The following is a 13,451-nucleotide window of genomic DNA, read 5'->3' as shown; positions in this document are numbered from 1 at the left end:
GCCCGCGCCGCGCGCGGGCCGGTATCGCGCGGCGCTGCCCGCTGGCCAACAGTGCCCGCGCAAACTGTGCGCGGGCCAGCAGGCGCCGGCATGCGCCGCGGCGCACCCGCGGGTCCTCTGCCTCCCTCCAGTCCCGCCGCCAGTCCCGCCACGCCGCACTGGCACGGCGCGCCGCCGGGCACCAACGCATATCCGAGTAAGCATCTTCGCAAATATTCGTGGGAAGACCGCGGGGTGCCATGCTGCAATGCACGGATGGTTTTCCCTGTCCAGACTCCCCGATCCGAGGCCCTCCCGGCCGCCAGCCTGACCGCGCCGCTGCTTGCCGTGCGCGGGCTCGACGTGCATTTTCCCGGCAAGCATGCCGTGCAGGCGCTCGACCTGCAGATCGCCGCCGGCGAGATGCTGGCGCTGGTGGGCGAGTCCGGCTGCGGCAAGTCGAGCGCCGCGCTGGCGCTGATGGGCCTGCTGCCCGCCTATGCGCGCAGCACCGGCAGCGTGCGCCTGGACGGCCGCGAGCTGATCGGCCTGGGCGAGCGCGCGCTGAGCGCCGAGCGCGGGCGCAGCGTGTCGATGATCTTCCAGGAGCCGATGACCTCGCTGAACCCGGTGCTCAGCGTGGGCCGGCAGGTCGCCGAGGCCATCACGCTGCACCAGCCGCTGTCGCGCCGCGCCGCGCGCGAGCGCGCCATCGAGCTGCTCGAACTGGTGCGCCTGCCCGAGCCCGCGCGCCGCTTCGACGCCTATCCGCACGAGTTCTCCGGCGGGCAGCGCCAGCGCATCATGATCGCGATGGCGGTGGCGTGCGGGCCGCGCCTGCTGATCGCCGACGAGCCCACCACCGCGCTCGACGTGACCATCCAGGCGCAGATCCTGGCGCTGATCGACGGCCTGCGCCGCGAGCTCGGCATGGCGGTGCTGCTGATCACGCACGACCTCGGCGTGGTGGCGGATTATGCCGACCGCGTGGCGGTCATGCACGGCGGGCGCAAGCTGGAGGAAGGCGCCACCGCGGACGTGTTCGCCGCGCCGGCCCATGCCTACACGCGCGGCCTGCTCGGCGCCTCGCTGCACGTCGCCAACGGCCTGCACTACAGCCGCGACCGGCTGGCCGAGATCCGCGCCGGCGCCGACGGCGCCGATGGCGACTTCCGGCTGGTGACGCCGCCCGCCGCGCCGCGCGCCGCGGCGCACATCCCCGCCGCCGGCGCCGCGCCGCTGCTGTCGGTGCGGGAGCTGACCCTGACCTACCCCGGCGCGGACCACCAGCGCGTGCGCGCGGTGGACGGCCTGTCGCTCGACATCGCCGCCGGCGAGACGCTCGGGCTGGTGGGCGAATCGGGCTGCGGCAAGTCCAGCCTGTCGCGCGCCATCGTGCGCCTCGCGCAGGCCGATGCCGGGCGCGTGCTGTTCGCCGGCCAGGACCTGCTGGCGCTGGCGCCGTCCGCGCTGCTGCCGTGGCGCCGCCGCGTGCAGATGGTGTTCCAGGATCCCTACGGCTCGCTCAATCCGCGCCAGCGCGTGGAAGACATCCTCGGCCACGCGCTGGCCATCCACGGCGTGCGCGAGCGCGCCGAGCGCGCGCGCCGCATCGCCGCCATCCTCGACGACGTGGGCCTGGGCCGCGCCGCGGCCGGGCGCTATCCGCACGAATTCTCGGGCGGGCAGCGCCAGCGCATCGCCATCGCGCGCGCGCTGGTGCTGCGCCCGGAACTGGTGATCTGCGACGAGCCGGTGTCGGCGCTGGACGTGTCGGTCCAGGCCCAGATCCTGAATCTGCTGGCCGACCTCAAGGCCGAGCACGGCCTGACCTACCTGTTCATCTCGCACGACCTGTCGGTGGTGCGCTATATCGCCGACCGCATGTGCGTGATGCAGGCCGGGCGCATCGTCGAGACCGGCACGCCCGATTCGCTCTGGCACAACCCGCGCCACCCGTACACGCGCTCGCTGCTGGCCGCCGTGCCGGGCACCGCGCCGCCGGCCCGCGACGAGGCCACGGCGCCGCCGCTGGCGCTGGCCGGCTGACGCCGCTCCGTCCGTCTCCACCCGCCGCGCCGCGAGATCGCCGCCTTCGTTCTTCCGTCCTGCTGTCTTCGTTCCTTCGCCTCTCTCAACCTTCGCCATTCGGCCACACAGACGCCCCATGACCGCACCCGACCATCCCTTCGCCGCTCCGACCTCCGCTGCCGACGCAGCTTCCGCCGATCTCCCGAGCCCGCAGCGCCGCCAGTGGCTGGGCGCCGGCGGCGCGCTGCTGGCGGGCGGCCTGTTCGGCGGCCTGCTGCCCGAGGCGCGGGCGCTCAACAAGGCCCTGCCGAATACCGAGCAAGGCGCGCAGCGCGGCGGCGCGCTCGATGCCGTGGTGCACCCCGAGCCGCCCACGCTGGCGTTCTTCATCAATACCTCGACCCCGGGCCGCACCGTGGTCAGCAAGATCTTCGACGGCCTGCTCGACTACGGCCCCGATCTCAAGCCGCGCCCGCAGCTGGCCGAGAGCGTGGACGTCTCGCCCGACGGCCTGACCGTGCGCATCAAGCTGCGCCGCAACGCGCTGTGGCACGACGGCAAGCCCTTCACCGCGGCCGACGTCAAGTTCTCCGCCGAGCAGATCTGGCCCAAGTACGCGCCGACCGCGCGGCGCGTGTTCCAGCACCTGCGCAAGGTGGATACGCCCGACAACTACACGGTGGTGCTCACGCTGGCCAAGCCCACCCCGGTGATCCTCAACGCGCTCGACGTGGTGGCCGCGCCGGTGCTGCCGCGCCACCTGTACGAGAACACCGACATCCCCAACAACCCGTACAACAACAAGCCGGTCGGCACCGGCCCGTTCGTGTTCAAGGAGTGGGTGCGCGGCCAACACATCGCGCTGGAGCGCTTCGACAAATACTGGGCGCCGGGCCTGCCCTACCTCGACAAGCTCACCTTCAAGATCATCCCCGACGTGGCCGGCCGCGCCACCGCGCTGGAGACCGGCGCGGTGCAGTACGGCGAGCGCAACCCGGTGACGTTCGCCGACGCCGACCGCCTAGCCAAGTCGCCCGACCTGGTGGTCAGCACCGAGGGCTACAACGGCTTCGCCGGCTGGCTGTGGCTGATCCCCAACCTGCGCGACCCGATCATCGGCAAGCTCAAGGTGCGCCAGGCCATCCTCCACGCGATCAACGTCCAGACGCTGGTCAAGACCGTGTGGGGCGGCTACGCGGTGCCCGCCACCGGGCCGGTGTCGTCGCTGCTCAAGACCTTCTACACGCGCGACACCCAGCAATACCCGTACGACCGCAAGAAGGCCGAGGCCCTGCTCGACGAAGCCGGCTTCCCGCGCAAGGCCGACGGCTGGCGCTTCAAGCTCGACCACGACTACATCCCGTTCGGCGACGACTACCGCCGCACCGGCGAGTTCATACGCCAGTCGCTGCGCACGGTGGGCATCGACGTGAACCTGCGCGGACAGGACCTGCCCACCTGGACCAAGAACGTGTTCACCGACTACAACTTCCAGCTGGTCAGCTCGTGGGGCCTGAACTGGCAGGACCCGCAGATCGGCGTGGAGCAGCACTACTGGTCCAAGGCCGAGGCCAAGGGCACGCCGTGGCAGAACGCCTCCGGCTACGCCAGCCCGGAGGCGGACCGCCTGCTCGAGGCGGCCCAGGTGGAACCGGACCCGGCGCGCCGCGTGCGGCTCTACCAGGACTTCCAGAAGCTGGCGCAGCAGGACCTGGCGCTGCTCAACCTGTTCGAGTTCCGCTGGTTCGGCGTGTGGGACAAGCGCCTGCGCAACGTCACCGACACCTTCGACCACAGCCAGAGCAATTTCGCCCGGGTCTGGCTGGCCGCCAAGTAACCGCGAGGACGCCGTGCGCATAGCCAGATCCCTGCTCAGGTCGCTGCTGCGGCGGCTGCTGCAACTGCTGGGCGTGGTGTTCGCCACCGCCGTGCTCGACTTCGCCCTGCTCAAGGCGCTGCCGGGCGACCTGGTCGACGTGATCGCCAGCGAGAGCGGCAGCGTGCCGCCCCAGTACGTGGCGCAGCTGCGCCAGCTCTACGGGCTGGACCGCAGCCTGCCCGAACAGCTGCTGGGCTACCTGGGCCGCATCGCGCAGGGCGACCTGGGCTATTCGTTCCGCTTCGGCGAGCCGGTGCTCAACCTGCTGCTGGACCGGCTCGGCCCCACGCTGGCGCTGGTCGGCGCGGCGCTGCTGCTGTCCACCGTGGCCGGCGTGCTGCTCGGCGTGGCCGCGGCGCGGCGCCCGCACGGGCTGACCGACACGGTGCTGTCGGCGCTGGCCACGGTGGGCTATTCGGCGCCGATGTTCTGGACCTCGCTGATGCTGATCGTGCTGTTCGGCGTGCAGCTCGAATGGCTGCCGGTGGGCGGCCTGCGCGAGGTCAACGCCGGCTACCACGGCGCGCGCCTGTGGCTGGACTACCTGCGGCACCTGGCGCTGCCGGTGCTGACGCTGGCGATCTACTACGTGGCGGTGTACGCGCGGCTGGCGCGCGCGGCCATGATCGAGACGCTGGCCGAGGACTACATCCGCACCGCCCGCGCCAAGGGCGCGCGCGAGCACCAGGTGATCTTCCGCCATGCGCTGCGCAACGCGCTGCTGCCGGTGGTCACGATGCTGGGCGTGCAGAGCAGCGCGCTGCTGGGCGGCTCGATCGTGGTGGAAACCGTGTTCGCCTGGCCGGGCCTCGGGCAGTTGTCGTTCGAGGCCATCAAGAGCCGCGACATCCCGGTGCTGCTGGCCGTGCTGATCTGCAGCGGCGTGCTGGTGGTGCTGGCCAACCTGCTGGTGGACCTGGCGCAGGCCGCGCTCGATCCGCGCGTGCGCCGCGCCGCGCAGCCGCCGCGCCAGCCTTCGGCCGCGACCGGGAGCGCCGCATGAAACGCTGGTACCTGCAACCCTCGATCTGGCTCGGCGCCGCCGTGCTGCTGGTGGTGGCCGCGGCCGCCGCGCTGGCCGGCGTGCTGTTCCCCGACGACCCGCTCGACATGGTCGGCGCGCCCTACACCTGGCCCGGCGCCGATCCGGCCACGCCGCTCGGCACCGACCTGATGGGCCGCGACCTGCTGGCCGGCCTCGCCCACGGCGCGCGCGTGTCGCTGCTGGTGGGCGTGTCGTCGGCGCTGGTGGCGCTGGCCATCGGCGTCGCGGTGGGCGCCGCGGCCGGCTTCTACCGCGGCCGCACCGACGCGGTGCTGAGCCGCATCACCGAGTTCTTCCAGACCATCCCCGCGTTCCTGCTGGCCATCATCCTGGTGGCGGTGCTCAAGCCCACGCTGGGCACCATCGTGTTCGCGCTCGGCGTCACCTCGTGGACCAGCGTGGCGCGGCTGGTGCGCGCGGAGTTCCTGTCGCTGCGCGAGCGCGAATACGTGCGCGCCGCGGTGGCGGTGGGCGCCAGCGACGCGCACCTGATCTTCCGCGAGATCCTGCCCAACGCCTGGACCCCGATCATCGTCTCCACCGGCCTGCTGGTGGCCAACGCCATCCTGTCCGAGGCCGGGCTGGCCTTCCTCGGCCTGGGCGACCCCAACGTGGTGAGCTGGGGCTCGATGATCGGCCTCGGCCGCGACGCGCTGCGCACCGGCTGGTACATGACCGCCATCCCCGGGCTGGCGGTGGTGCTGACGGTGCTCGCGCTCAACCTGCTCAGCGACGGCCTGCAAGCGGCGCTCAATCCGCGCCTGCGCCGCGTGCGCGCCGCCTAGATGTCGTTTCAAAAAGATCCTGGCGTCGTTGCGCGGCCTTGCCGTACCACTTGTACTGTCTGCGGCCGCGCGCCTAGCCAGGACCGCTTCGCTTCATTTTGAAACAACACCTTAACCCCGGCCATCTTCCCCGACTGCCATGACCACACTGTCCGATTTTCCCGCCACCGCCCTGCCGGCCGCGCCGGCGCACCTGCCCGACCCGGCCGACGTGCGGCGCATCGCCGACGACGCGCAGGCCCTGCAGGCCGCGCGCGACCTTGCCGCCCGCTTCGCCGAGGGCGCGTCCGAGCGCGACCGCACGCGCCGCCTGCCGTGGGCGGAGCTGGACCAGTGGTCCGCGAGCGGCCTGGGCGGCATCACGGTGCCGCGCGCCTACGGCGGCGCCGAGGTGTCCTACGCCACGCTGGCCGAGGTCTTCGTGATCCTGTGCGCGGCCGACCCGGCGCTGGGCCAGATCCCGCAGAACCATTTCGGCCTGCTGGGCGTGCTGCGCGAAGCCGGCTCCGAGGCGCAGAAGCGCCGCTTCTACAGCGAGGTGCTGTCCGGCGCGCGGCTCGGCAACGCCGGCCCGGAACGCCGCTCCGAGCACAGCCGGAACGTGCTGCAAGGCACCACCCGCCTGACCGAGACCGCGCAGGGCCTGCGCCTGAACGGGCACCGCTTCTATTCCACCGGCGCGCTGTTCGCGCACCGCGTGCCGGCGCGCGCGCTCGACGACCAGGGCCGCGCGGTGCAGGTATGGTCGCCGCGCGAGGCGCGCGGCCTGTCCATCGTCGACGACTGGTCCTCGTTCGGCCAGCGCACCACCGCCAGCGGCAGCGTGGTGTTCGACAACGTGCCGGTCTCGCCCGACGACGTGCTGCCGGTGTGGCAGCTGGCGGACCGCCCCGGCCTGTACGGCGCCACCTCGCAACTGATCCAGGCCGCCATCGACCAGGGCATCGCCGAGGCCGCGCTGGCCGACGCCATCGCCTTCGTGCGCCAGTACGCGCGCCCGTGGATCGACTCGGGCCTGGAGCACGCCACCGACGACCCGCACCTGATCGCCGACGTGGGCCGCGTGCAGATCGACGTGCACGCCGCGCGCGAGGTGCTGCTCGAAGCCGGCCGCGCGCTCGACGCCATCGCCGCCGCGGCCGCGCCGCGCGGGCTCGACGCCGAGGCCAGCGCGCGCGCCTCGGTGGCCGTGGCCGAGGCCAAGGTGCTGACCACCGAGGCGGCGCTGTCCGCCAGCGAAAAGCTGTTCGAGCTGGCCGGCTCCGCCGCCACGCGCGCGCGCCACAACCTCGACCGCCACTGGCGCAACGCGCGCACCCACACGCTGCACGACCCGGTGCGCTGGAAGACCCACCTGATCGGCAACTACTACCTCAATCACGTGCTGCCCGCGCGCCACTCCTGGAACTGACATGTCCCTGCTCCTTACCCCGGTTCCCGCCGACAACAGCCCCGCCAGCCGCCCCGCGCCCGCCGCGCCGCCGGCGCAGCCGCCCACGCTGATCCGCGACGACGCCGACGCCATCGCCACCGCGCGCCGGCTGGCCGCGCAGTTCGCGCCCGGGGCCGCGCTGCGCGACCGCGAGCGCCGCCTGCCCTGGGCCGAGCTCGACGCCTTCAGCGCGAGCGGCCTGTGGGGCATCACGGTGCCGCGCGAGTTCGGCGGCGCCGGCGTGTCCACCGTGACGCTGGCCGAAGTGATCTCCACCATCGCCGCGGCCGACGGCTCGCTGGGCCAGATCCCGCAGAACCATTTCTACGCGCTGGAAGTGCTGCGCGTGGGCGGCAGCGAGGCGCAGAAACGCTTCTTCTACGCGCGCGCGCTGGCCGGCGAGCGCTTCGGCAACGCGCTGGCCGAGATCGGCCACAAGGACTTCAAGCGCCGCACCCGGCTCAGCCCGGACGGCGACGGCTGGCGCGTGGACGGCAAGAAGTTCTACTGCACCGGCGCGCTCTACGCGCACTGGATTCCCACGCTGGTGGTGGCCGAGCAGGACGGCCGCGAGGTCACGCTGCTGGCCATCGTGCCGCGCACCGCGCCCGGCGTGGCCATCGTCGACGACTGGGACGGCTTCGGCCAGCGCATCACCGGCAGCGGCTCGGTCACGTTCGACAACGTGCGCGTGGAGGCCGACTGGGTGGTGCCGTTCCTGGCCTCGTTCGAGCAGCCCACCACCATCGGCCCGGTGGCGCAGATCCTGCACGCGGCCATCGACCTCGGCGTCGGCCGCGGCGCGTTCGACGCCACGCTGCCGTTCGTGCGCGAGCAGTCGCGCCCGTGGCTCGACGCCGGCGTCGAGCGCGCGGCGGACGACCCGCTGACCATCCACGAAGTCGGCAACGTGGCGGTGCGCCTGCGCGCCGCGGCGGCGCTGGTGCGCCGCGCCGGGCGCATCGTCGACGCGGCCCAGGCCGCGCCCGACGAGCGCAGCGTGGCCGCGGCCTCGATCGCCGTGGCCGAGGCGCGCGCGCTCACCACCACCGCCTCGCTGCTGGCCGGCAGCAAGCTGTTCGAGCTGGCCGGCACCGGCGCCACGCTCGACGGCCTGGGCCTGGACCGCTTCTGGCGCAACGCGCGCACCCACACGCTGCACGACCCGGTGCGCTGGAAATACCACGCGGTCGGCAACTACTACCTCAACGACCGCCTTCCCACCCGGCACGGAGCCCTGTGATGGCACGCAAGCAAATCCTGCTCAACGCCTTCAACATGAACTGCGTGGGCCACATCAACCACGGCCTGTGGACGCACCCGCGCGACCGCTCCATCGACTACAACACCATCGAATACTGGACCGGCCAGGCGCGCACGCTCGAGCGCGGCCTGTTCGACGGCCTGTTCATCGCCGACATCGTGGGCGTCTACGACATCTACCAGGGCAACGTCGACGTGACCCTGCGCGAGTCGATCCAGCTGCCGGTCAACGACCCGCTGCTGCTGGTCTCGGCGATGGCCGCGGTGACGCGGCACCTGGGCTTCGGCGTGACCGTCAACCTGACCTACGAGCAGCCCTACCTGCTGGCGCGGCGCTTCTCGACGCTGGACCACCTCACGCGCGGGCGCGTGGGCTGGAACATCGTCACCGGCTACCTCGACAGCGCCGCGCGCGCGATGGGGCTGGACAACCAGATCGCCCACGACGAGCGCTACGACCGCGCCGACGAATACCTGGAGGTGCTCTACAAGCTGTGGGAAGGCAGCTGGGAAGACGGTGCGGTGCGGCGCGACAAGGCCGCGCGCGTGTTCGCCGACCCCGGCCGCGTGCACAAGGTGAACCACCAGGGCAAGTACTACAAGGTCGAGGGCTACCACCTCGCCGAGCCGTCGCCGCAGCGCACGCCGGTGCTGTTCCAGGCCGGCAGCTCGGGGCGCGGCCAGCGCTTCGCGGCGCGCCACGCCGAATGCGTGTTCATCTCGCCGCCCAGCAAGGAAGCCGCGCGCGAGACCGTGCGCGCGCTGCGCGAGCAACTGGTGGCGACCGGGCGCCGTCCCGACGACATCAAGGTGTTCGCCGGCGCCGCCGTGGTGGCGGGCCGCACCAGTGCCGAGGCGCGCCAGAAGCATGCCGACTACAAGGACTACGCCAGCCGCGAGGCGGGCCTGGCCCACTTCGCCGCCAGCACCGGCGTGGACTTCGGCCGCTACGACCTCGACGCGCCGGTGGACTACAACGGCGGCAACGCCATCGAATCCGCCTCGCGCGCGGCCCAGCAGCACGGCTGGACGCGCCGGCGCCTGCTGGAGCTGTTCGAGCTGGGCGGGCGTTATCCGGCCATCGTCGGCGACGCGGCGCAGGTGGCCGACGAGCTGCAGTCGTGGATCGACGAGACCGGCATCGACGGCTTCAACCTGAGCCGCACCGTGGTGCCGGAAAGCTACGAGGATTTCGTCGAGCTGGTGGTGCCCGAGCTGCAGAACCGCGGCCTCTACAAGACCAGCTACGCCGAGGGCAGCCTGCGCGGCAAGCTGTTCGGCGAAGGCGACCGCCTGCCGGCGCGCCACGCGGCGGCGCAGTTCCGCCACGCGGCCGATTGAACCACCCGACATTCATCCAGACACCATTCCACCCGCCCCATGACACGCAAGCCGACACTCAAGCGACTGCTGATCTCCGCCCTCGCCACGCTCTCCCTGGCCACTGCCGCCCACCTCGCGCACGCCGCGCCGCTGCGCATCGGCGTCACGCCGGGCGCGCTCGCCGATTCGGTCGAAGTGGCCGCCGCCGAGGCGCGCAAGCAGGGCCTCGACGTCAAGGTGGTCGAGCTGACCGACTGGACCACGCCCAACGTGGCGCTGGCCTCCGGCGACCTCGACCTCAACTACTTCCAGCACCAGGCCTTTCTCGACAACGCCATCAAGGAGCGCGGCTACGCCTTCAAGAGCGTGGCGGTGGGCGTGCTGCCCAACATCGGCCTGTACTCCAGCCGCATCAAGCGCTTCGACGAGCTCAAGGACGGCGCGCGCGTGGGCGTGGCCAGCGACCCGGTCAACCAGGGCCGCGGCCTGCTGCTGCTGCAGAAGGCCGGCCTGATCAGGCTGCGCGACGGCGTGGGCGCGCGCGGCGGGCTCGACGACATCGTGGCCAACCCGAAGAAGCTCAAGTTCGTGGAGATCGAAGGCCCGCAGCTGGTGCGCGCGCTCGACGACGTGGACCTCGCGCAGGGCTATCCGGCCCACTTCGTCAACGCCGGCAAGCCGCAGGTGGCCGGCTCCGGCCTGCTCTATTCGGGCGTGGACGACGTCTATTTCGCGATCCGCTTCGTCAGCCGACAGGACAACGCCGGCGACCCGCGCATCGCCCGCTTCGTCAAGCTCTACCAGGAGTCGCCGGCGGTGCTGCAGAAGCTGCGCGAGTCCTACGCCAACAACGACAAGCTCTACAGCCTGCCGTGGCGCAAGCAGTGACGTCATGGGCACGCTGACCTTCCTGCGCCGGCGCGAGGCCGCGCCCGGCCCGCTCGAACCTCCGCCGTCCGCCCGCGCCGGCGGCCCGCACGATGGCCCGCGCGACAGCCCCGGCGCGGCTGCCGGCTCGGTCTCGTTCCGGCAGGTCGGCAAGGTCTACCGCACGCCGGCCGGCGACGTGCACGCGCTGCGCGAGATCGACATCGACATCCCCGCCGGCGGCGTGTTCGGCATCATCGGCCGCAGCGGCGCCGGCAAGTCCAGCCTGCTGCGCACCATCAACCGGCTGGAGACGCCCAGCAGCGGCCGCGTGCTGGTGGACGGCACCGACCTCGCCACGCTCGACGCCGCCGCGCTGGTGGCCCTGCGCCGCCGCATCGGCATGATCTTCCAGCACTTCAACCTGCTGTCGGCCAAGACCGTGTGGGACAACGTGGCGCTGCCGCTCAAGGTGGCCGGCGTGCCGCGCGCCCAGATCGGGCCGCGCGTGGAGGAACTGCTCGGCCTGGTCGGGCTGGAAGGCAAGCAGCGCGCCTATCCGGGCCAGCTCTCCGGCGGCCAGAAGCAGCGCGTGGGCATCGCCCGCGCGCTGGTGCACCGGCCCGAGATCCTGCTGTGCGACGAGGCCACCTCGGCGCTGGACCCGGAGACCACGCAGTCCATCCTGGCGCTGCTGCGCGACATCAACCGGCGCCTGGGCCTGACCGTCGTGCTGATCACGCACGAGATGCGCGTGATCCGCGACATCTGCGACCGCGTGCTGGTGCTCGAAGGCGGCCGCATCGCCGAGCACGGCCTGGTGTGGGAGGTGTTCGGCAATCCGCGCCACGCCGCCACGCGGGCGCTGCTGCAGCCGCTGCAGGCCGGCCTGCCCGACGACCTCGCGCGCCGGCTGCTGGCCGCGCCGCCCGCGCACGGCGCCTGCGAGCAGCTGGTCGAGCTGCATTACAGCGGCGCCGGCGCCGCGCCCGAGCTGGCCGGCATCGCCGCCGCGCTGGGCGGGCAGGCGCGCCTGCTGCACGCCGGCGTCGACCGCATCCAGGGCCACAGCCAGGGCCGCATGCTGCTGGCCGCGCCCGCCGGCGGCCTGTCCGCCGAAGCGCTGGCCGGCGCCACCCGATCCCAACACGCCAAGGTAATCGGCTATGTCCCCGCTGACCATTGAACGCATCTGGCAAGGCCTGTTCGACACGCTCACGATGGTCGGCGCCTCGGCGCTGGTGGCGGTGGCGCTGGGCACGCCGCTGGCGCTGGTGCTGGTGCTGAGCGCGCCCGGCGGCGTGCTGGCCGCGCCGCGGCTGCACCGCGTGCTGGGCAGCGTGGTCAACGGCTTTCGCGCCACCCCCTTCATCGTGCTGCTGGTGGCGCTGCTGCCGTTCACGCGGCTGGTGGTGGGCGCCACCATCGGCGTGTGGGCGGCCGTGGTGCCGCTGTCGATCAGCGCCACGCCGTTCTTCGCGCGCATCGCCGAGATCAGCCTGCGCGAAGTGGACCGCGGCCTGGTGGAAGCCGCGCAGGCAATGGGCTGCCAGCGCCGCCACATCGTCTGGCACGTGCTGCTGCCCGAGGCGCTGCCCGGCATCGTGGGCGGCTTCACCATTACCGTGGTGTCGCTGGTCGGCGCCTCGGCGATGGCCGGCGCGGTAGGCGCGGGCGGGCTCGGCGACATCGCCATCCGCTACGGCTACCAGCGCTTCGACACCACCGTGATGGTGGTGGTGATCGTGCTGCTGATCGGCCTGGTCAGCATCATCCAGTGGCTGGGCGACCGCTGCGTGCGCCTGCTGCGGGCGCCCTGAGCGCCTCCGCCTGACCGGCGGGCCGGCTCACCGCCGGCCCCGCCATCCCTCGGCCGGGCGCTTTTGCGAATCCTCTCATGCATGCCCGGGGAGAGCCGGCCTACGCTCTCCGGCAGGACCGCGAACGGTCCGCCAGGCATGGACCGCCTCCATCCTCCGCATCCGGCGGCCACGCCGCCGGCGTCTCCGACGCCTGCCCTGGGCGGGCATCGCATCGGGGCGCCATTCCGTCATTGCGGATGCGGGCGCGGCAGCGTCGTCGCCATACATAACGCCATACGAATAACACTTGACGTTAAACTCAACGCATTATAGGATCGTCACCATGATTCGAAGCTTCGCCAGCAAGGCCACCGCAGCGGTGTACGCCGGCAAGTTCGTCAGCAGCCTCCCGCGCGAGATCCAGCGGGCCGCGTTCCGCAAGCTCGAGATGCTCGACGCGGCGGCCGTGCTCGACGACCTGCGGGCGCCGCCGGCCAACCGGCTGGAGGCACTCAGGGCTGACCGCCAGGGCCAGTGGAGCATCCGGATCAACGACCAGTGGCGGATTTGTTTCCGCTTTGGCAACGGCGACGTCTACGAGGCAGAGATCACCGACTATCACTGACCACGCCGGCCATGCCGTCCATATCGACTACACCGACCATCGAGGCCACCATGACGATCAAGCGCGAGAACCTGAAGAAGGTCGATTTCTCGGACATCGCCACCGGCGAGAACATCGAGCCGGTCCACCCCGGCGAGATCCTGCGCGAGGATTTCCTCGTGCCCAACAACATGACGGCGCATGCCCTGGCGATGGCCCTGCACGTACCGGCGCCGCGCATCAACGACATCGTGCGCTGCCGTCGCGCCATCTCGCCCGAGACGGCGCTGCGTCTGGCGCGGTACTTCGGCACCACGCCGGAATTCTGGGCCAGCCTGCAGGCGGCCTATGACCTGCGCGTGGCGCTGGCGGCCTCCGGCGAGGCGATCGCCCGCGAGGTCGTGCCGCTGGCGGCCTGACCGCGCGGGCCGCCGGCCCGCC

12 protein-coding genes are annotated in these 13,451 nt (G+C 72.1%); all 12 read left to right on the top strand.

The annotated features are described in order from the left end of the window. The first annotated feature begins 255 nt into the window (after positions 1-255). The 12 genes from K206_RS0127210 (at position 256) to K206_RS0127155 (ending at position 13,429) form a co-directional block, all read left to right on the top strand. Positions 256-2,028, top strand: a complete 1,773-nt coding sequence (locus tag K206_RS0127210; protein WP_020205535.1) for an ABC transporter ATP-binding protein — start codon at positions 256-258, stop codon at positions 2,026-2,028. A 118-nt stretch (positions 2,029-2,146) separates the two neighbouring features. Next, complete coding sequence (locus K206_RS0127205; RefSeq protein WP_020205534.1) at positions 2,147-3,847, top strand: ABC transporter substrate-binding protein; 1,701 nt, start codon at positions 2,147-2,149, stop codon at positions 3,845-3,847. Positions 3,848-3,860: 13 nt separating this feature from the next. Beyond that, positions 3,861-4,892 carry an ABC transporter permease gene (locus K206_RS0127200; protein ID WP_020205533.1) on the top strand — a complete coding sequence of 344 codons (1,032 nt, stop codon included), beginning with the start codon at positions 3,861-3,863 and terminating at the stop codon, positions 4,890-4,892. Beyond that, positions 4,889-5,719: an ABC transporter permease gene (locus K206_RS0127195; protein WP_020205532.1), complete on the top strand. Its 831-nt coding sequence runs from the start codon at positions 4,889-4,891 to the stop codon at positions 5,717-5,719. The genes K206_RS0127200 and K206_RS0127195 overlap by 4 nt, the downstream gene beginning before the upstream one ends. Positions 5,720-5,858: 139 nt before the next feature. Continuing rightward, the gene (locus K206_RS0127190; RefSeq protein ID WP_020205531.1) at positions 5,859-7,130 is read left to right on the top strand and encodes an SfnB family sulfur acquisition oxidoreductase; all 1,272 of its coding nucleotides are present in this window, start codon (positions 5,859-5,861) and stop codon (positions 7,128-7,130) included. A 1-nt stretch (position 7,131) separates the two neighbouring features. Continuing rightward, entirely contained in the window at positions 7,132-8,394 is a 1,263-nt protein-coding gene (locus K206_RS0127185; protein WP_020205530.1) for an SfnB family sulfur acquisition oxidoreductase, read from the top strand. Next, entirely contained in the window at positions 8,394-9,755 is a 1,362-nt protein-coding gene (locus tag K206_RS0127180) for an LLM class flavin-dependent oxidoreductase (RefSeq protein ID WP_020205529.1), read from the top strand. Before K206_RS0127185 ends, K206_RS0127180 begins: the two co-directional genes overlap by 1 nt. 39 nt (positions 9,756-9,794) lie before the next feature. Beyond that, entirely contained in the window at positions 9,795-10,625 is an 831-nt protein-coding gene (locus K206_RS0127175; protein WP_020205528.1) for a MetQ/NlpA family ABC transporter substrate-binding protein, read from the top strand. A 4-nt stretch (positions 10,626-10,629) separates the two neighbouring features. Further along, entirely contained in the window at positions 10,630-11,790 is a 1,161-nt protein-coding gene (locus K206_RS0127170) for a methionine ABC transporter ATP-binding protein (protein ID WP_020205527.1), read from the top strand. Then, entirely contained in the window at positions 11,771-12,424 is a 654-nt protein-coding gene (locus K206_RS0127165) for a methionine ABC transporter permease (protein WP_020205526.1), read from the top strand. The genes K206_RS0127170 and K206_RS0127165 overlap by 20 nt, the downstream gene beginning before the upstream one ends. Positions 12,425-12,749: 325 nt before the next feature. Beyond that, entirely contained in the window at positions 12,750-13,031 is a 282-nt protein-coding gene (locus tag K206_RS0127160; RefSeq protein ID WP_020205525.1) for a type II toxin-antitoxin system RelE/ParE family toxin, read from the top strand. 11 nt (positions 13,032-13,042) lie between these two features. Next, positions 13,043-13,429 (top strand): HigA family addiction module antitoxin, encoded by a 387-nt coding sequence (locus tag K206_RS0127155; protein WP_231401693.1) that lies wholly within the window; start codon positions 13,043-13,045, stop codon positions 13,427-13,429. Positions 13,430-13,451 lie beyond the last annotated feature (22 nt).

This window comes from Cupriavidus sp. WS (genome assembly GCF_000395345.1).
GTDB classification, from domain to species: domain Bacteria; phylum Pseudomonadota; class Gammaproteobacteria; order Burkholderiales; family Burkholderiaceae; genus Cupriavidus; species Cupriavidus basilensis_B.
This window is presented reverse-complemented; position numbering and strand designations above follow the sequence as displayed.